This is a genomic window from Streptomyces sp. NPDC021115, from assembly GCF_044333065.1.
Taxonomy (GTDB): domain Bacteria; phylum Actinomycetota; class Actinomycetes; order Streptomycetales; family Streptomycetaceae; genus Streptomyces.
The window spans coordinates 36,143-54,452 of sequence record NZ_JBIRQF010000016.1; the positions used below are offsets into that span (position 1 = coordinate 36,143).

The following is an 18,310-nucleotide window of genomic DNA, read 5'->3' on the forward strand; positions in this document are numbered from 1 at the left end:
CCTCAACACTCCCGCCCGGAACGGAGATGGCCATCGTGCCGAATGAACCCGTGTTGGCGTTGCGCGGGATCTCCAAGCGGTTCGGCGCCGTCCAGGCGCTCACCGACATCCATCTGGAGGTCCGCGCCGGTGAAGTGGTCGCCCTGGTGGGCGACAACGGCGCCGGAAAGTCGACCCTCGTCAAGGCGATCGCCGGAGTCGGCCCCGCCGACGAGGGCGTCCTCGAATGGCAGGGCAGGCCCGTCGAGATCGCCCGGCCGCACGACGCCCAGGACCTGGGCATCGCGACCGTGTACCAGGACCTGGCCCTGTGCGACAACATCGACGTCGTCGGCAACCTCTTCCTCGGCCGCGAGATCCTGCGCGCCGGGGTGCTCGACGAGGTCGAGATGGAGCGCCGCGCCCGCGAACTGCTGAGCACCCTGTCGATCCGCATCCCCAGCGTGCGGATCCCGATCGCCTCGCTCTCCGGCGGCCAGCGGCAGACCGTCGCCATCGCCCGCTCGATGCTGGGCGAGCCCGAGCTGGTCATCCTGGACGAGCCGACCGCGGCCCTCGGCGTCGAGCAGACCGCGCAGGTCCTCGACCTGGTCGAGCGGCTGCGCGAGCGCGGCCTCGCCGTGATCCTCATCAGCCACAACATGGCCGACGTCAAGGCGGTCGCGGACCGGGTCGCGGTGCTGCGGCTCGGCCGCAACAACGGCACCTTCGACGTCCGTACCACCTCTCAGGAAGAGATCATTTCCGCCATCACCGGCGCCACGGACAACGCCGTGACCCGCCGCAAGGCGCGCAGCGGGGAGGCCGCGAAGTGAGCACCCGTCTCGACAAGGCCAATGACGCCCATGGCGGGGAGGGGGCCGGCGGGGAAGGGGCCGGCAACAAGGCCCCGACCGGACCGGCCGACGCCAGCCCGGTCGCCAAGGACGCCGTAACCGTGGTCGACCCGCGGCTGCTGGTGCGCCAGGAGGGCTTCAAGGGCTACCTCAACGAGTTCTCCCGCAAGATGCGCAGCGGCGATCTGGGCGCGGTCCCGGTGATCGTCGGCATCGCCGTCATCTGGGCGGTCTTCCAGTGGAAGGACAGCGCCTTCCTCTCGCCCAAGAACCTCTCCGACCTGTCGATCCTCATCGGCGGCACCGGCATGATCTCGGTCGGGATCGTCTTCGTGCTGCTGCTCGGCGAGATCGATCTGTCGGTCGGCTCGGTCAGCGGTCTGGCCGCGGCCACCCTCGCGGTGCTCAACGTCCGGCACGGCGTGCCCGAGGGCATCGCGGTGGTGGCGGCGCTGGCCGCCGGGGCCGCCCTGGGCGCGCTGCACGGCTTCTTCTTCGCCAAGATCGGCGTCCCGGCGTTCGTCGTCACCCTCGCCGGGCTGCTGGCCTGGAACGGGCTGATGCTCCAGGTGCTCGGCACCACCGGCACCCTCGGCATCGACGACGACAGCTTCGTGCACACGCTCACCGGTCACTACTTCACCCAGCTGATCGCCGCCTATGGCGCGGCGACCGTCGCGGTGGCCGGATTCTTTCTCGCCCAGTTCCTGGACAGCCGGCGCCGCAAGGCGGTCGGCATACCCTCCCGGCCGCTGAGCGAGATCCTGGTGCGCACCGCCGTGCTCGCGGTGATCGTCTTCGCGGCGGCCTGGCGGCTCAACGCGTACATGGGGCTGCCGCTCGCCCTGGTGATCTTCGTGGCGGTGCTGGTCGCGCTCGACTTCGTGGTGCGCCGCACACCGTACGGACGCAAGGTGATGGCGCTGGGCGGCAGCGTGGAGGCGGCCCGCCGCGCGGGCATCAACGTGGTCGCCGTGCGGATCTCGGTGTTCGCGCTGTCCGGGCTCATGGCCGCGTTCGGCGGGCTCATGATCGCGTCCCGGATCGGCTCCGCGAGCCAGCAGGCCGGTACCGGCAACCTGCTCATGGAGGCCATCGCGGCCGCCGTCATCGGCGGCACCAGCCTCTTCGGCGGGCGCGGCTCGGTGTGGTCGGCGATGCTCGGCATGCTGGTCATCGGGTCGATCTCGTCGGGTATGAACCTGCTGGGCGTCGCGAACTCCGTGCAGTACATGATCACCGGAGCGGTGCTGCTGGCCGCCGTGGTCATCGACTCGGTGTCGCGCAGAACACAGCGCACGGCCGGTCGGGGTTAGCCCCCCGAGCAACCTTCTGCCCCTCCGGTGACGTCTTCGGGGCCAGGGCCGGGGTCGACACCCCCGACCGCCCCGGAGGCGAACCGGGCCTTCCCGTAGGGCAGCATTAGACTCTCGGGGGCTACTGGCAAGGCTCGATGGAGACGCTCGACAGCAAGGAGGCACGGGTGCTGCTGACCGGCATCAGGGGACCGCGCGATCTGGACCGGCTCGCCCCGGAGCAGCTGAACCAGCTGGCCGCGGAGATCCGCACCTTTCTCGTCGACGCCGTGTCCAAGACCGGAGGGCACCTCGGACCCAACCTGGGCGTGGTCGAGCTGACCATCGCCCTGCACCGGGTCTTCGAATCGCCGAAGGACAAGGTGCTGCTGGACACCGGGCACCAGTCCTACGTCCACAAGCTGCTCACCGGGCGCCAGGACTTCTCGCGGCTCAAGAAGAAGGGCGGGCTGTCGGGTTACCCCTCGCGCGCCGAGTCCGAGCACGACGTCATCGAGAACAGCCACGCCTCCGCCGTCCTCGGCTGGGCCGAGGGCATCGCCAAGGCGAACGAGCTCCAGGGCAAGGACGACCATGTGGTCGCGGTCATCGGGGACGGCGCGCTGACCGGCGGCATGGCCTGGGAGGCGCTGAACAACATCGCCGCCGCGAAGAACCGCCCGCTCGTCATCGTCGTGAACGACAACGAGTGGTCGTACTCGCCGACCATCGGCGGTCTCGCGAACCACCTCGCCACCCTGCGCACCACCGACGGCTACGAGCGCTTCCTGGCCCGCGGCAAGGACCTCCTGGAGCGCACCCCGGTCGTCGGCCGCCCGCTGTACGAGACGCTGCACGGCGCGAAGAAGGGGCTGAAGGACTTCATCGCCCCGCAGGGCATGTTCGAGGACCTGGGGCTGAAATACGTCGGCCCGATCGACGGCCATGACATCGAGGCGCTGGAGTCCGCGCTCCAGCGGGCGAAGCGTTTCGGCGGCCCGGTCATCGTGCACTGCCTCACCGAGAAGGGCCGCGGCTACACCCCGGCCGAGCAGGACGAGACCGACCGCTTCCACGGCATCGGCCCGATCCACCCCGACACCGGGCTGCCGGTCTCGGCGGGCGGCGCCGACTGGACGTCGGTGTTCGGCGAGGAGATGGTCAAGCTCGGCGAGGAGCGGGAGGACATCGTCGCGATCACGGCGGCGATGCTGCACCCGGTGGGCCTCACCGAGTTCGCGAAGCGCTTCCCCGAGCGGGTCTTCGACGTGGGCATCGCCGAGCAGCACGGCGCCGTATCGGCGGCGGGGCTGGCCACCGGCGGTCTGCACCCGGTCTTCGCGGTCTACGCCACGTTCCTCAACCGCGCCTTCGACCAGGTGCTGATGGACGTGGCGCTGCACAAGTGCGGCGTCACCTTCGTCCTCGACCGCGCCGGGATCACCGGTTCGGACGGTCCTTCGCACAACGGCATGTGGGACATGTCGCTCCTCCAGGTCGTCCCCGGGCTGCGGATCGCCGCCCCGCGTGACGCGGGCCAGGTCCGCGCCCAGCTGCGCGAGGCCGTCGAGGTGGACGACGCGCCGACGGTGGTGCGCTACTCCAAGGGCGCGGTGGGCCCGGAGGTCGCCGCGGTCGGCCGGATCGGCGGCATGGACGTGCTGCGCGAGCCCTCCGAGGCCGCGGGGGACTCCCCGGACGTGCTGCTGGTCTCGGTCGGCGCGCTGGCCCCGATGTGCCTGGAGATCGCGGACCTTCTGGACAAGCAGGGCATTTCGGCCACCGTGGTCGACCCGCGCTGGGTGAAGCCGGTCGACGAGGAGCTGCCCGTGCTCGCCGACCGCCACCGCGTCGTCGTCACCGTCGAGGACAACATCCGGGTCGGCGGCGTCGGCTCCGCCATCGCCCAGGCACTGCGCGACGGCGGCTTCGACATGCCGGTGCGCACCTTCGGCATCCCGCCGCGCTTCCTGGAGCACGCCTCCCGCAAGGAGGTCATGGCCGAGATCGGCCTGACCGCTCCCGACATCGCCCGCCAGGTCACCGGCCTGGTGTCGCGGATCGGCGGCCGCTACGAGGAGCCGTCCGGTACGGAGGAGGCGGACGTGGCGACGCGTCCGGCGGCCGCCGAGCCGGTGCGCGACTAGCTTTCGCCCGAAGGGCCCCGGCCCGGACCTCCGCGGTCCGGGCCGGGGCCCTTCGTCCGCTCCGACCGGGGCCCTGCTCCGACCGGCCCAGCGCCCGTCCCGCCTGTCCGCCCCCATCGGGTGAATCGGCGGCACCGCCGAGCGTGCGCGCCGCCGCTCCCGGGCGGTTGGCAGAACCATGACGCGCGGGGGCAGGCGTGGAGGTGTCACCGGTGAGCGATGAGGAACCAGGCGGCGAGGAAGCGGGCGGCGACGCAGGCCGGAGCGGCCGCCGGGGCACGGCCCGGCCGGGCTTTCTGCGGACGAAGTCGATCGAGCAGTCCATCCAGGACACCGAGGAGCCCGAGTACGCCCTCACCCGCTCGCTGTCCGCGCTGGACCTCACGGTCTTCGGCGTCGGCGTCATCATCGGCACCGGCATCTTCGTGCTCACCGGGGCCGTCGCCAAGCAGCAGGCGGGCCCCGCCACCGCGCTGGCCTTCGTGGTCGCGGGCGTGGTGTGCGCGCTGGCCGCGCTGTGCTACGCCGAGTTCGCCTCGACCCTGCCGGTGGCCGGGTCCGCGTACACCTTCTCGTACGCCTCGCTCGGCGAGCTGCCCGCCTGGATCATCGGCTGGGACCTGGTCCTGGAGTTCGCGCTCGGCACCGCCGTGGTCGCGGTCGGCTGGGCCGGTTACGTACGCTCCCTGCTGGACAACGCGGGCTGGCGGCTGCCCGCCGTGCTGTCCGGGCCCGACGAGGCGAGCGGCTTCACCTTCGACCTGCTCGCCGCCCTCCTGGTGCTGGTGCTGACCGCGATCCTGGTCCTCGGCATGAAGCTGTCCGCGCGCGTCACCACCGTCGTGGTCGTGGTGAAGGTGACCGTCGTGCTGCTCGTCATCATCGCGGGCTCCTTCTTCATCGACGCGGACAACTACCACCCCTTCATCCCCGAGGCCCAGTCCACGCCCGCCGCCTCCGGGCTGAAGGCGCCGCTGATCCAGCTGATGGCCGGGTACCAGCCGACGTCGTTCGGCGTCGAGGGAATCTTCACCGCCGCCGCCGTGGTCTTCTTCGCGTTCATCGGCTTCGACGTCGTGGCCACCGCGGCGGAGGAGACCAGGAACCCGCAGCACGACATGCCGCGCGGCATCCTCGGCTCGCTCTTCATCTGCACCGCGCTCTACGTGGCGGTGTCCATCGTCGTCACCGGCATGGAGAAGTACTCCAGGCTGTCGATCGACGCCCCGCTCGCCGACGCCTTCAAGGCGACCGGGCACCCCTTCTACGCGGGCGTCATCAGCTTCGGCGCGGCGGTCGGGCTCACCACCGTGTGCATGATCCTGCTGCTGGGCCAGACCCGGGTGTTCTTCGCGATGAGCCGCGACGGGCTGCTGCCCCGGGTCTTCGCCAAGGTGCATCCGCGGTACGGCACCCCGTACCGCTCGACGATCCTGCTGGGCGGCCTCATTGCCGTGGTCGCCGGGTTCACCAGCATCAAGCAGCTGGCGGCCCTGGTGAACATCGGCACCCTCTTCGCCTTCGTCGTCGTCGCGCTCGGCATCGTCGTCCTCCGCCGCACCCGCCCGGATCTGCACCGCGCCTTCCGCGCGCCGGGGGTGCCGCTGCTGCCCGCCGTCTCGGTGGCGGCGTCGGTGTGGCTGATGCTCAATCTGCCCGCCGAGACCTGGCTGCGGTTCGCGGTGTGGATGGTGGTGGGCGTCGTCATCTACGTCCTGTACGGGCGCAAGCACAGCCGGGTGACGGAGGCGGGCACCCGCGGCTGACGCGGTGTCCGTCCGCTGACGGGGCGTCCCTGACGGCGCGTCTATCCCCTGACCGCGCGGGGGCCCACGACCTCCGCGCCCAGCGCCGTCACCCGCTCCCGCAGCTCCCGGTCGGCCGTGACCACCAGACAGGGCTGCTCCGGTGCGCGCCCGGCCACCAGTTCCACGATCATGTCGTCGGCGCTTCCGGGTGCGGACTCCACCCGTACGCCCTCCACCGGCTCCACGCCGCGCGCCGCGCCCTCCACCACCAGGACGATGTCCAGGGGCGGTTGACGGGCCCAGCCGGGGACGTCCGCGCGCTCCGGGAGGCCGCTCACCGCGACCGCGCCGAGCCGGTCGCGCAGCCGCTCGGCCGCCCCGTGCCGGTCGCGCCACCAGCCGTCCGGCACCGAACCGACCACATTTGCCGCATCCACGACGACAAGCCCGACGAGACCACTCATAGACCAGGCAAAATACTATGGGCGGCGGGGGGTTCGGAAGATCGACGCGGGAAGGTTGGCGGCGGGCCATGGCGTTGCGGTTGCTCCGCGGCAAGGACGGCAGGCTCACGGCCTACGCACCAGTGGCGGGGGGTGTCGCCCGCTGGACCGAGGACCGCCCGGGCGGCCCGGGCTGGACGGGGCCCTGGCTGATCGAGATACCCGGGCTGACCCGGATGACGGTCGTTCAGGGGGCCGACGGCTACGCCCATCTCGTGGGGCTGCGGCGCCGTAAGGGCAAGGACGGGCCGCAGACCGACCTCGTCCACGCCACCCAGTTCCAGACCGGCCGCGCGCTCACCGCATGGCACTCCCTGGGCACCCCGCACCCCAAGGACCCCGCCAAGGCCCAGCGGATCGGCGCACCCGCCGCGGCGGTGGACTCCACGGGCGCGCTGCGCGTCTTCGTCCGCAACGCCGGGGGCGGGGTGAGCGCGCGGCGGCAGAACCCCAAGGGCGGCTGGGACCGCTGGACCGACTGGAAGGGCGCGCACGTACTGGACGGCCTGTCGGCGGCCGTGACAGCCGACGGCCGCCTCGAACTGCTCGCCCCGGCCGGGAAGGGCGCCGCGCTGCGCTGGTACCAGCCCACGCCCGGCGCGGCCCCGCAGCGCGGCGAGGACGTCCCCGCCGACGCCCGCCCGGACTCGGCGTCCGCGGTGGAGACCAGCCCCGGCACCCTCACCCACTACTGGCGCGACGCGAGCAGCGGTGAGGTGCTGTCCTGGCGCCCCGACGCCCCGGCCCCCGCGCCGCTGGGCGGGGCGACGGGCACCGGCCCGGTCGCGGCGCTCCGCGCCCCCGTGGACGGCCACGACTGCACCGTACTGGCGCACCACGACGCCTCCAGCGGGCGGCTGGCCGTCGCCGCGCATCCGGCGGAGGACGAGGCGGCGGGCGTGTGGTGGACCCCGTCCGGCGACCCCGGCGCCCAGCACCCGGCGCTGGCCCTCGACGGGCGCGGTCTGGTGGTCCTGGCCGCACTGGCACCGGACGGCGGCCTGCTGGTGGCCCGTCAGAAGACCGACGAGCGGGGCCTGGCCCTGCGCGCCTGGTCCCGGGCGGGAGACTAGCCCCCGCCGGGCCCGCGTCTGCCGCTCGTGGGGCTCTGAAAACGCCCGGGCGCCGGACGGACCACGGTCCGCCCGGCGCCCGGGGACGATGCGGTGCGCGGTGTTACGCCGGGACGCTCGCGACGCCCGGGGCCAGGAACCGCTTGCCGGTCACCCGCTCCGAGACGCCCTCACGGTCCAGGTACGGGGTGAGGCCGCCCAGGTGGAAGGGCCAGCCCGCGCCGGTGATCAGGCACAGGTCGATGTCCTGCGCCTCGGCGACGACGTCCTCGTCCAGCATCAGGCCGATCTCCTGCGCGACGGCGTCCAGCACCCGGGCGCGCACCTGCTCCTCCGTCAGGACGGTGTCGCCCTGCTGGAGCAGCGCGGCGACCTCGGGGTCCAGCTCCGGCTTCCCGGAGTCGTGGACGTAGAAGCCGCGCTTGCCCGCCTCGACCACGCGCTTGAGGTTCGGCGAGACCGTGAAGCGGTCAGGGAAGGCGCCGTGCAGCGTCTCGGAGACGTGCAGGCCGATGGCCGGGCCGACCAGCTCCAGCAGCACCAGCGGGGACATCGGCAGCCCGAGCGGCTCCACCGCGCGCTCCGCGACGTCGACCGGGGTGCCCTCGTCGATGACGTTCTGGATCTCGCCCATGAAGCGGGTCAGGATCCGGTTGACGACGAACGCCGGGGCGTCCTTGACCAGGACGGCGGTCTTCTTCAGCTTCTTGGCCACGCCGAAGGCCGTGGCCAGCGACGCGTCGTCGGTCTTCTCGCCGCGGACGATCTCCAGCAGCGGCAGGATCGCGACCGGGTTGAAGAAGTGGAAGCCCACGACCCGCTCGGGGTGCTGGAGCTTGGACGCCATCTCGCTGACCGACAGCGAGGAGGTGTTGGTGGCGAGGATGGCGTGCTCCGGCACGACCGCCTCGACCTCGGCGAACACCTGCTGCTTGACGCCCATCTCCTCGAAGACGGCCTCGATGACGAAGTCGGCGTCCCCGAAGGCGGCGGCCTTGTCCAGGGAGCCGGTCACCGCGGCCTTGAGCCGGTTGGCCTTGTCCTGGTTGATACGGCCCTTGAGGAGCAGCTTGTCGATCTCGTCGTGGACGTAGCCGACGCCCTTGTCGACGCGCTCCTGGTCGATGTCGGTCAGCACGACCGGCACCTCCAGACGGCGCGCGAACAGCAGCGCGAGCTGCGAGGCCATCAGCCCCGCGCCCACCACGCCGACCTTGCCGACCGGGCGGGCGAGCGACTTGTCGGGGGCGCCCGCCGGGCGCTTGGCGCGCTTCTGCACCAGGTTGAAGGCGTAGATGCCGCTGCGCAGCTCATCGCCCATGATGAGGTCGGCGAGCGCCTTCTCCTCGGCCTCGTAGCCGCGGGCGAGGTCGCCGTTGCGGGCCGCGTCGATGATCTCCAGCGCGCGGTACGCGGCCGGGGCCGCCCCGTGCACCTTGCCGTCGGCGATGGCGCGGCCGCGCACCACGGCCTCGTGCCAGGCGTCGCCGCGGTCGATCTCGGGCCGTACGATCTCGATCTCGCCCTTGAGGACGGACGCGGTCCAGATCAGCGACTGCTCCAGGAAGTCGGCGCCCTCGAAGAGGGCGTCGGCGATCCCCAGCTCGTAGACCTGCTTGCCCTTGAGCTGCTTGTTCTGGTTGAGCGAGTTCTCGATGATGACCGAGACCGCGCGGTCCGCGCCGATCAGGTTCGGCAGCAGGGTGCAGCCGCCCCAGCCGGGGACCAGGCCGAGGAACACCTCGGGCAGCGAGAACGCGGGCAGCGCGGCCGAGACGGTGCGGTAGGTGCAGTGCAGGCCGACCTCGACACCGCCGCCCATCGCCGCGCCGTTGTAGTAGGCGAAGGTGGGCACGGCGAGCGCGGACAGCCGCTTGAAGACGTCGTGGCCGCCCTTGCCGATGGCGAGCGCGTCCTCGTGGCGCTTCAGCAGCTCCACGCCCTTGAGGTCGGCGCCGACGGCGAAGATGAACGGCTTGCCGGTGATGCCGACGCCGGTGATCGCGCCGTCCGCGGCCTCCTGCTCGACCTGGTCGAGCGCCGCGTTGAGGTTCGCGAGCGAGGCCGGGCCGAAGGTGGTGGGCTTGGTGTGGTCGAGACCGTTGTCCAGGGTGATGAGCGCGAAGCGGCCCGCGCCCTGGGGGAGGTCGAGGTGGCGGACGTGCGCCTGCGTCACGACCTCGTCCGGGAACAGCTCGGCCGCTCCCTTGAGAAGCTCTGCGGTGGTAGTCACTTGTTCCCCTCGAAGTGCGGGTTCTCCCAGATCACGGTGCCACCCATGCCGAAGCCGATGCACATGGTGGTGATGCCGTAGCGGACCTCGGGCTGCTCCTCGAACTGCCGCGCCAGCTGCGTCATCAGGCGCACGCCGGAGGAGGCGAGCGGGTGGCCGAAGGCGATCGCGCCGCCGTACTGGTTGACGCGCGGGTCGTCGTCGGCGATGCCGTAGTGGTCCAGGAACGACAGCACCTGGACGGCGAACGCCTCGTTGATCTCGAACAGGCCGATGTCATCGATCGTCAGCCCGGCCTTGGCCAGGGCCTTCTGGGTCGCCGGGACCGGGCCGTAGCCCATCACCTCGGGCTCGACGCCCGCGAAGGCGAACGACACCAGGCGCATCCGGACCGGCAGCTCCAGCTCCCGGGCGAAGTCCTCGGAGGCGATCAGGGAGGCGGTGGCGCCGTCGTTGAGCCCCGCGGAGTTGCCCGCGGTGACCCGGCCGTGCGGCCGGAACGGAGTCTTCAGCGTGGCCAGGTTCTCCAGCGTGGTGCCCGGGCGCATCGGCTCGTCGGCGGTAGCAAGCCCCCAGCCGGTCTCCCCGCCCTCGGGGGTGGTGCGGCGCACCGAGACCGGCACCAGGTCCTGCTGGATCTTGCCGTTGGCGTACGCCTTGGCGGCCCGCTCCTGGCTGCGCACTGCGTACTCGTCGGCGCGCTGCTTGGTCAGGTGCGGCAGCCGGTCGTGCAGGTTCTCCGCGGTCATGCCCATGAAGAGGGCCGACTCGTCGACCAGCTTCTCGGAGACGAACCGCGGGTTCGGGTCGACGCCCTCGCCCATCGGGTGGCGGCCCATGTGCTCCACGCCGCCCGCGACGACCGCGTCGTACGCGCCGAAGGCGATGGAGCCCGCGGTGGTGGTGACGGCGGTCATCGCACCGGCGCACATCCGGTCGATCGAGTAGCCGGGGACGGACTGCGGCAGCCCGGCCAGGATGCCCGCGGTGCGGCCGATGGTCAGGCCCTGGTCCCCGATCTGGGTGGTCGCGGCGACGGCCACCTCGTCGATGCGCTCCGGCGGCAGATCCGGGTTGCGTCGCAGCAGCTCCCGGATGCACTTCACGACCAGGTCGTCGGCGCGGGTCTCGTGGTAGATGCCCTTCGGGCCCGCCTTGCCGAACGGGGTACGGACGCCGTCGACGAAGACGACGTCCCTAGCGGTACGAGGCACGTTGGCTCTCCTCCAGGTGCGGGATGGCACTGCTGCGGGCACGCCATCGGCGCGCCTCCACACCCTCATGCTACTTATGAGTAACCACGCTGCCCAGTCTTCGCCGCCGTAGCGTCGAAGGTCACAGGTCAGAACAGGAAAAGGACCGGCGGCCGAGGCCGCCGGTCCACGCGCGTCACATCACGCCGGGCGTCACTCCGGCGCCGCCTTCAGAGCGCCGGTCAGGACCGCCGACACCTGGCCGATCTGCCAGGGACGGGCGCCGTGACCGGCGAGAACGTCCGCCACCGCGTCCGTCGTCGGCTCGGCCGGGGGCTCCCAGCACAGCCGCCGGACCGTGTCCGGGGCGATCAGGTTCTCCTGCGGCAGGTTCAGCTGTTCGGCCAGCGCCGTCACCGCCGCGCGGGCCGCCGTGAGCCGGGCCGCCGCGGCCGGGTCCTTGTCCGCCCAGGCGCGCGGCGGGGGCGGCCCCGCCACCGGCTGGCCGGGCTGCGGAAGTTCGGCCTCCGGCAGCTCCCGGGCCCGGTCCACAGCGGCCTGCCACTGCTCCAGCTGGCGGCGGCTCATCCGGTGGCCGAAGCCGCTCAGCGCGGACAGCGCCCGGGCGTTCACCGGCAGCGCCAGCGCGGCCTCCACGATCGCCGAGTCCCCCAGCACCTTGCCGGGGGAGACGTCGCGGCGCTGGGCGATCCGGTCCCGGGCCGTCCACAGCTCGCGCACCACGGCCATCTGCCGTCGTCGCCGTACCTTGTGCATCCCCGACGTACGCCGCCAGGGGTCCTTGCGCGGCGGGGCGGGCGGGGCCGCGGCGATGGCCGCGAACTCCTGGTGCGCCCACTCCAGCTTCCCCTGCCGGGTCAGCTCCTCTTCCAGCGCGTCGCGCAGGTCGACCAGCAGCTCCACGTCGAGCGCGGCGTAGTGCAGCCACGGCTCGGGCAGCGGGCGGGTCGACCAGTCGACGGCGGAATGCCCCTTCTCCAGCGCGTAGCCGAGGATGTTCTCGACCATGGCGCCGAGCCCCACCCGGGCGAACCCGGCCAGCCGGCCCGCGAGTTCGGTGTCGAAGAGCCGGTCCGGGACCATGCCTATGTCGCGCAGACACGGCAGATCCTGGGTCGCGGCGTGCAACACCCACTCGGCGTCGGTGACGGCGGCCCCCAGACCCGACAGGTCGGGGCAGCCGACGGGGTCGATCAGTGCGGTCCCCGCTCCGGCCCGGCGCAGCTGGACCAGATAGGCCCGCTGTCCGTAGCGGTAGCCGGAGGCGCGCTCGGCATCGACGGCGACGGGGCCGTGGCCCGCGGCGAATGCCGCGACGACCTCGGCGAGCGCGTCCGGGTCGGCGGTGACGGGCGGAATGCCCTCACGCGGCTCCAGCAAGGGGACCGGCGCCGGGGGGAGGTCGTCCGGGGGAGCGCCCCCGGTGGTTCGCAGTGTCGTCTCTGCTGCGGTCTCTTGGGCGTCGGTCACCTGTCAAGGGTAGCTGTGTACGCCGGGTACACAGGGCGCCCGTCGACGGAACGTTCCGTCGACGGGCGCCGGGGTGGTGCGCGGCGGGTATTCCCCGCCGTACGGCTAGTGGATGATGCCGGTACGCAGCGCGACCGCGACCATGCCGGCCCGGTCGCCGGTGCCGAGCTTGCGGGCGATCCGGGCGAGGTGGCTCTTGACGGTGAGTGCGGACAGGCCCATCGAGACGCCGATGGCCTTGTTGGACTGGCCCTCCGCAACCAGCCTCAGCACCTCGACCTCGCGTCCCGACAGCTCCCGGTAGCCGCCCGGGTGACCGGGGGCGCCCGGCGGGCGGCGGTGCATCCGGGCGGCGGCGGCGCCGATGGGGGCGGCGCCGGGGCGGCCCGGGATGCCCAGGTTGGTGCGGGTGCCGGTGACGACGTAGCCCTTCACGCCGCCGGCCAGCGCGTTGCGCACGGCGCCGATGTCGTCGGCGGCGGAGAGGGCCAGGCCGTTGGGCCAGCCCGCGGCGCGGGTCTCGGAGAGCAGGGTGAGGCCGGAGCCGTCGGGGAGGTGGACGTCGGCGACGCAGATGTCGCGCGGGTTGCCGATACGGGGGCGGGCCTCCGCGACGGACGACGCCTCGATGACGTCGCGCACCCCGAGGGCCCACAGGTGACGGGTGACGGTGGAACGAACGCGGGGGTCGGCGACGACGACCATGGCCGTCGGCTTGTTCGGGCGATAGGCGACCAGGCTGGACGGTTGCTCGAGGAGAACAGACACCAGGCCTCCTGGGAAGTCGTGGGACGGGTCACCACTCCTTCGGCACCGATACGGTCCAGCTTTAGGGAATGATCACGATTTGGTGAGTAACAATTCGGGCAATCTCGGTCAGACGGGGTTGCCCGAGCGCCCGAAGCGCACACCAGGACCCTTCGGCGGGACCGTTCGGCGGGGCCGCTGAAGCTCGACGGCTCGGCTGAACCCTCAGCGGGGCTGGGGGCCGCGGCGCTGGGGGAGGGAGACGACCCCGGCCTCCGTGGTCCCGGCTGGGGGCAGCCCGGCGATCTGGCACAGCAGATCGCACCAGGCCGCCAGGTGCGCCCCGGTGTCCGGCACTCCCAGCGGCTCCGCCGCCTCGTCCGCCCGCTCCGGGTGGGCGGGCTCGGGGCAGGGGTGGTCCGAGGGCGTCCAGGAGGCCCGGATCTCGATCCGGGTCGACGGCTCCCGCTCCCCGATCCCGCCGAAGTAGTGCGAGCTGGCGCGCGTCACCGTGCCGCTGGGCTCCGTGCAGCCGAGCCCGCGCGCGTCCAGCGCGCCGGTGAGCCACGACCAGCACACCTCGGGCAGCAGGGGATCCGCCGCGATCTCCGGCTCCAGATCGGCGTGGATCAGCGTGACCAGCCGGAAGGTGCCGCGCCAGGCGTCATGGCCCGCCGGGTCGTGCAGCAGGATGAGCCGGCCCTCGGCCAGCTCCTCGTCGTCGTCCGCGGTGGGGTCCGCGACGACCGCTTCGAGTGCGTACGCGAACGGCGCCAGGCGGCGCGGTGGTGGGGTCGGGTCGAGCTCCACCTCGGGCCGCACCCGTACCGCGCGCAGACCGGCGACCGCGCGCCGGAAGGCGAGCGGGGCGCCTTCCCCGCCCGCGTCCGGGCCGTCAGCACCGTCAGCACCGTTCGAGACGTGTCCTTGAACCGCTGCCATGCCCGGAAGACTAGGCGCAGTGAGGGCTCCAACCGGGGAGGAACACCCGGGTTGGCGGGTCACTCGTTCGGCCCGTGCGAAGATTTGGTGCATGAGCGCCACAGAGCGGCCCTCGGGCCAGCAGCAGACCGGCCGCCCGGCGGCGAACCCCTGCGCCGATTCGGCCTTCCTCCGGGCCTGTCGACGCGAACCGGTGCCGCACACCCCGGTGTGGTTCATGCGGCAGGCGGGGCGCTCGCTGCCGGAGTACAAGAAGGTCCGTGAGGGCACCGCCATGCTGGAGTCCTGCATGCGCCCCGACCTGGTCACGGAGATCACGCTCCAGCCGGTCCGCCGTCACGGGGTGGACGCGGCGATCTACTTCAGCGACATCGTGGTGCCGCTCAAGGCGATCGGGCTCGACCTCGACATCAAGCCCGGCGTCGGCCCCGTCGTGGAGCGTCCGATCCGCAGCCGGGCGGATCTGGAGCGGCTGCGTCCGCTCGACCCCGATGATGTGAAGTACGTCACCGAGGCCGTCGGTTCGCTCGTCGGCGAGCTGGGCGCCACCCCCCTCATCGGCTTCGCGGGCGCGCCGTTCACGCTCGCCAGCTATCTGGTCGAGGGCGGCCCGTCGCGCAACCACGAGCACACCAAGGCGCTCATGTACGGCGACCCGGAGCTGTGGGCCGATCTGCTCGACCGGCTCGCGGACATCACCGCGACCTTCCTGAAGGTGCAGATCGAGGCGGGCGCCTCGGCCGTGCAGCTCTTCGACTCCTGGGTCGGCGCCCTGGCTCCGGCCGACTACCGGCGCAGCGTGATGCCCGCCTCGACGAAGGTCTTCGACGCCGTCGCCGGGTACGGGGTGCCGCGCATCCACTTCGGCGTCGGCACCGGCGAGCTGCTGGGCCTGCTCGGCGAGGCGGGCGCGGACGTCGTCGGCGCCGACTGGCGGGTGCCGCTGGACGAGGCCGCCCGGCGGGTGGGCCCCGGCAAGGCCATCCAGGGCAACCTCGACCCCGCCGTGCTGTTCGCGCCGCGCGAGGCCGTGGAGGCCAAGGCGGCCGAGGTGCTGGAGGCGGCCCAGGGGCTTGAGGGGCACATCTTCAACCTCGGCCACGGCGTGCTGCCCACCACCGACCCGGACGCCCTGACCCGGCTCGTGGAGTACGTCCACACCCACACCGCGCGCTGACGCCGACGCGACCGGAGGCGCCGGGCCGCCGTCACCGGTCCGGCGCCTCCCGTACGACGGCCGCCGCCTTGCGCGCGGCCACCTGCACCGGGTCCCACACGGGGGAGAACGGCGGGGCGTACCCCAGGTCCAGCGCGGCCACCTGCTCGACCGTCATCCCGGCGGTCAGCGCGACGGCCGCGCTGTCCACGCGCTTGCCCGCGCCCTCCCGGCCGACGATCTGCACGCCGAGCAGCCGCCCGGTGCGGCGCTCGGCGAGCATCTTCACCGTCATCGGACGGGCCTCGGGGTAGTACCCGGCGCGGCTGGTCGACTCGGCGGTGACGGTGTGGAAGCGCAGCCCCACCGCCTCCGCCTGGGCCTCCAGCAGCCCGGTGCGGGCGATCTCCAGGTCGCAGACCTTGCTGACCGCGGTGCCGACCACACCGGGGAACGTCGCATAGCCGCCACCGATGTTGGTGCCGATGACCTGACCCTGCTTGTTGGCGTGGGTGCCCAGCGGGATGTGCCGGGTGCGGCCGGAGACCAGGTCCAGAACCTCCACACAGTCGCCGCCCGCCCAGATGTTGGCATGGCCGCGCACCCGCATGGCCAGGTCGGTGAGCAGCCCGCCCGACTCGCCCAGCGGCAGCCCCGCCTCCTCGGCGAGCCGGGTCTCGGGGATCACCCCGAGGCCCAGGACGACCAGCTCGGCGGGGTATTCGCTGACCTTGGTGGCCACCCCGCGCACCCGGCCGTCCTCCCCGGTCAGCACCTCGGCGACCTCCGCGCCGGTCACGGTGTCGATGCCGAGCCCGGTCATCGCCTCGCGCACCAGCCGCCCCATGTCGGGGTCGAGGGTGGCCATCGGCTGCTCGCCGCGCTCCAGGACGGTGACCCGGCAGCCGCGGCGGGTCAGCGCCTCGGCCATCTCCACCCCGATGTATCCGGCGCCGACCACGACCGCCCGCTCGACCGTGCGGCCCTCCAGGGTCTCCAGCAGCGCCTGCCCGTCGTCCAGGGTCTGCACCCCGTGCACCCCGGGCGCGTCGATGCCGGGCATGGCGGGGCGGCGGGGGCGGGCGCCGGTGGCGATGACCAGATCGTCGAAGCCGTGCCAGTGCTCGGTGCCGCCGGACGCGTCCAGCTCCCGGACCCGGACCCGCTGCCCGGCGAGGTCGATCTCGGTGACCTCGCTGCGCAGCCGGACGTCGATGCCGCGCCCGCGGTGTGCCTCCGGGGTGCGGGCGATCAGGTCGTCGGGGCCGTTCACCAGGCCCCCGGCCCAGTACGGGATGCCGCAGGCCGAGTACGACGTGAAGTGGCCGCGCTCGAAGGCCAGGATCTCCAGCTCGCCCCGCTTCTTGAGCCTGCGCGCCTGCGACGCTGCGGACATCCCCGCCGCATCGCCCCCGATGACCACCATCCGCCGCGCTGCCGCCATCGAATCCGCCCCTTCGCCGCCGTATGTCCCGCTCCGTCATGGGCCAGGCTACGAGCGGGCGGTGGGCTCGCGGACCAGGACGTACAGAACAGCACTCGTGAGCATCAGCGCGCCGTCGATGTAGACGGCGGAGGTCCAGCTGCCGTAGTGGTCGAAGAGGGTGCCGCTGAGCGCCGGGCTGATGACCGCGCCTATCTCCCCGACCAGGTTGAACAGGCCGAAGGCGGCGCCGCGCTCGGAGGCGTCGACCACATCGTTCAGCAGGGCGTGGGCCATCGGCTGGAGGGCGTTGAAGAACAGGCTGGTGACGAAGAGCAGGACGGACATCACCAGCAGGGACGGCTTCTCCTGGGCCTGGAGGTAGGCCGCGAAGACCAGCACCAGCAGGCCCTGGACCACGGTGAACGCGATCAGCAGCGGCCGCCGCCCCCAGCCCCGGGCCTTCGCCACGTCCGACAGCCGGCCCCCGACGGGGAAGCCGAGGATGCCCGCGCCCGCGTTGAACGTCGCGACCAGCGCCGCGTTCTGGAAGGAGCTGTGGGCGGCGTCGGCGACGATCGACACCGACCAGAAGCTGAAGAACCACAGGTTCCACATGACCGCGATGAAGGCGAAGCTGAGCAGCAGCACATTGCGGTTGCGGGAGATGGCGCCGAGCCGCGCCCCGCGCCTGGCGAAGATCGCCCCGATCAGGACGAACGCGAGCACGCACTCCAGGACGGCCACGCCCCAGCTCGGCATCCCCGCCCCGTCGGCGATCAGATAGACCGCCATGACCGCCGCGCACAGCACCGCCGAGATCCCCAGCAGCCGCAGCGTGGAGCCGGTGGCCTTCAGCGGGCCGCCGATGCGGCGCATATAGACCGCCGTGATCCAGCCGAACGCGAGCGTGGCGCCGCCCAGCACCAGGAACGGCATCCGCCAGGCGTCCTCGTGGCCGAACGCCCGGGCGCCCCAGTCGATCAGATACGGCGTGCTGATGGTCGCGATCGTCAGCCCGATCGACAGCCCGGTGATGGCGACGCCCATGCCGAAGCTGGTCTTCGCCGGCGGGGTGCGCTGGGCGATCAGGGAGCGGTCGTTGGAGTAGAAGACGCCCTCGCCGAGGCCGGTCAGCACCCGCAGCACGACGAACGCGATCAGCCCGCTCACCACCCCGCTGGCCAGGGTCGCCACCCCGGCCCACAGCAGCGAGACGGCGAGCATCGTGCGATGCCCGAAGCGGTCCCCGAGATAGCCGCCGGGGAACTGGGTGAGCATGTAGCCCGCGAAGAAGAGGCTGCCGATCAGACCGCCGAGGGCATGCGGATGGCTGGCGGAGCCCAGCATGCTGTGGTCGTTCTCGATCAGCCAGGTCACCACCGGGCCGGTGAGGGTGCGGTCGGCGTAGGAGAAGAGCCAGCCGCCCAGCAGCATGGCCCACAGCGTGTGATACGGCTGCCAGCCGGTGCGCCGGTCGGTCGGTTCCCGCGTGGCGGTGTCCTCGGTGGTCACTTCGGGCG

Annotated in this window: 14 protein-coding genes; 6 read left to right on the forward strand and 8 right to left on the reverse strand. The window is 72.5% G+C overall.

Features of this window, described 5'->3' with window-relative positions; translation table 11 throughout:
* The first annotated feature begins 26 nt into the window (after window positions 1-26).
* The 4 genes from ACH4TL_RS34380 (at window position 27) to ACH4TL_RS34395 (ending at window position 6,044) form a co-directional block, all read left to right on the forward strand.
* On the forward strand, window positions 27-815 hold the full coding sequence (locus ACH4TL_RS34380) for an ATP-binding cassette domain-containing protein (protein ID WP_398324130.1): 789 nt from the start codon (window positions 27-29) through the stop codon (window positions 813-815).
* Complete coding sequence (locus tag ACH4TL_RS34385) at window positions 812-2,152, forward strand: sugar ABC transporter permease (protein WP_398324133.1); 1,341 nt, start codon at window positions 812-814, stop codon at window positions 2,150-2,152. The genes ACH4TL_RS34380 and ACH4TL_RS34385 overlap by 4 nt, the downstream gene beginning before the upstream one ends.
* Window positions 2,153-2,289: 137 nt before the next feature.
* Entirely contained in the window at window positions 2,290-4,278 is a 1,989-nt protein-coding gene (gene dxs / locus ACH4TL_RS34390) for a 1-deoxy-D-xylulose-5-phosphate synthase (RefSeq protein WP_398324135.1), read from the forward strand.
* A gap of 296 nt (window positions 4,279-4,574) precedes the next feature.
* Entirely contained in the window at window positions 4,575-6,044 is a 1,470-nt protein-coding gene (locus tag ACH4TL_RS34395) for an amino acid permease (RefSeq protein WP_398324420.1), read from the forward strand.
* 41 nt (window positions 6,045-6,085) lie between these two features.
* On the opposite strand, the gene ACH4TL_RS34400 is transcribed toward ACH4TL_RS34395, so the two are convergent.
* A complete protein-coding gene (locus tag ACH4TL_RS34400) occupies window positions 6,086-6,490 on the reverse strand; it encodes an NTP pyrophosphohydrolase (RefSeq protein ID WP_398324137.1) in 405 nt (134 codons plus the stop codon).
* A 68-nt stretch (window positions 6,491-6,558) separates the two neighbouring features.
* Here ACH4TL_RS34400 and ACH4TL_RS34405 point away from each other — a divergent pair, with 68 nt between their 5' ends.
* The gene (locus ACH4TL_RS34405; protein ID WP_398324139.1) at window positions 6,559-7,602 is read left to right on the forward strand and encodes a hypothetical protein; all 1,044 of its coding nucleotides are present in this window, start codon (window positions 6,559-6,561) and stop codon (window positions 7,600-7,602) included.
* A gap of 103 nt (window positions 7,603-7,705) precedes the next feature.
* Here ACH4TL_RS34405 and ACH4TL_RS34410 read toward each other — a convergent pair whose 3' ends face one another.
* The 5 genes from ACH4TL_RS34410 to ACH4TL_RS34430 all read right to left on the reverse strand — a co-directional run bounded on the left by ACH4TL_RS34410 (window position 7,706) and on the right by ACH4TL_RS34430 (window position 14,208).
* A complete protein-coding gene (locus tag ACH4TL_RS34410) occupies window positions 7,706-9,835 on the reverse strand; it encodes a 3-hydroxyacyl-CoA dehydrogenase NAD-binding domain-containing protein (protein WP_398324140.1) in 2,130 nt (709 codons plus the stop codon).
* Complete coding sequence (locus ACH4TL_RS34415) at window positions 9,832-11,049, reverse strand: thiolase family protein (protein ID WP_398324142.1); 1,218 nt, start codon at window positions 11,047-11,049, stop codon at window positions 9,832-9,834. Before ACH4TL_RS34415 ends, ACH4TL_RS34410 begins: the two co-directional genes overlap by 4 nt.
* 192 nt (window positions 11,050-11,241) lie before the next feature.
* The gene (locus ACH4TL_RS34420; RefSeq protein ID WP_398324145.1) at window positions 11,242-12,519 is read right to left on the reverse strand and encodes an HRDC domain-containing protein; all 1,278 of its coding nucleotides are present in this window, start codon (window positions 12,517-12,519) and stop codon (window positions 11,242-11,244) included.
* 105 nt (window positions 12,520-12,624) lie between these two features.
* Window positions 12,625-13,287: a response regulator transcription factor gene (locus tag ACH4TL_RS34425; RefSeq protein ID WP_063730929.1), complete on the reverse strand. Its 663-nt coding sequence runs from the start codon at window positions 13,285-13,287 to the stop codon at window positions 12,625-12,627.
* A gap of 204 nt (window positions 13,288-13,491) precedes the next feature.
* A complete protein-coding gene (locus tag ACH4TL_RS34430; protein WP_398324147.1) occupies window positions 13,492-14,208 on the reverse strand; it encodes a DUF3000 domain-containing protein in 717 nt (238 codons plus the stop codon).
* Between the two features lie 91 nt (window positions 14,209-14,299).
* Between ACH4TL_RS34430 and hemE the strand changes: the two genes are divergently transcribed.
* Window positions 14,300-15,385 carry a uroporphyrinogen decarboxylase gene (gene hemE, locus ACH4TL_RS34435; RefSeq protein WP_398324149.1) on the forward strand — a complete coding sequence of 362 codons (1,086 nt, stop codon included), beginning with the start codon at window positions 14,300-14,302 and terminating at the stop codon, window positions 15,383-15,385.
* 31 nt (window positions 15,386-15,416) lie between these two features.
* Here the strand turns inward: hemE and ACH4TL_RS34440 are convergent, their stop codons facing one another.
* Window positions 15,417-16,808 carry an FAD-dependent oxidoreductase gene (locus ACH4TL_RS34440; RefSeq protein ID WP_398324151.1) on the reverse strand — a complete coding sequence of 464 codons (1,392 nt, stop codon included), beginning with the start codon at window positions 16,806-16,808 and terminating at the stop codon, window positions 15,417-15,419.
* Between the two features lie 48 nt (window positions 16,809-16,856).
* Window positions 16,857-18,302: an MFS transporter gene (locus ACH4TL_RS34445; protein WP_398324153.1), complete on the reverse strand. Its 1,446-nt coding sequence runs from the start codon at window positions 18,300-18,302 to the stop codon at window positions 16,857-16,859.
* Between the last annotated feature and the right edge of the window lie 8 nt (window positions 18,303-18,310).

What these genes read in the sequence shown, in the direction of transcription:
- ACH4TL_RS34430 (WP_398324147.1), bottom strand. Translation starts at nt 14,208, where the DNA reads ATGGCAGCGGTTCAAGGACACGTCTCGAACGGTGCTGACGGTGCTGAC.
- dxs (WP_398324135.1), top strand. Translation starts at nt 2,290, where the DNA reads ATGGAGACGCTCGACAGCAAGGAGGCACGGGTGCTGCTGACCGGCATC.
- ACH4TL_RS34400 (WP_398324137.1), bottom strand. Translation starts at nt 6,490, where the DNA reads ATGAGTGGTCTCGTCGGGCTTGTCGTCGTGGATGCGGCAAATGTGGTC.
- ACH4TL_RS34380 (WP_398324130.1), top strand. Translation starts at nt 27, where the DNA reads ATGGCCATCGTGCCGAATGAACCCGTGTTGGCGTTGCGCGGGATCTCC.
- ACH4TL_RS34405 (WP_398324139.1), top strand. Translation starts at nt 6,559, where the DNA reads ATGGCGTTGCGGTTGCTCCGCGGCAAGGACGGCAGGCTCACGGCCTAC.
- ACH4TL_RS34440 (WP_398324151.1), bottom strand. Translation starts at nt 16,808, where the DNA reads ATGGCGGCAGCGCGGCGGATGGTGGTCATCGGGGGCGATGCGGCGGGG.
- hemE (WP_398324149.1), top strand. Translation starts at nt 14,300, where the DNA reads ATGAGCGCCACAGAGCGGCCCTCGGGCCAGCAGCAGACCGGCCGCCCG.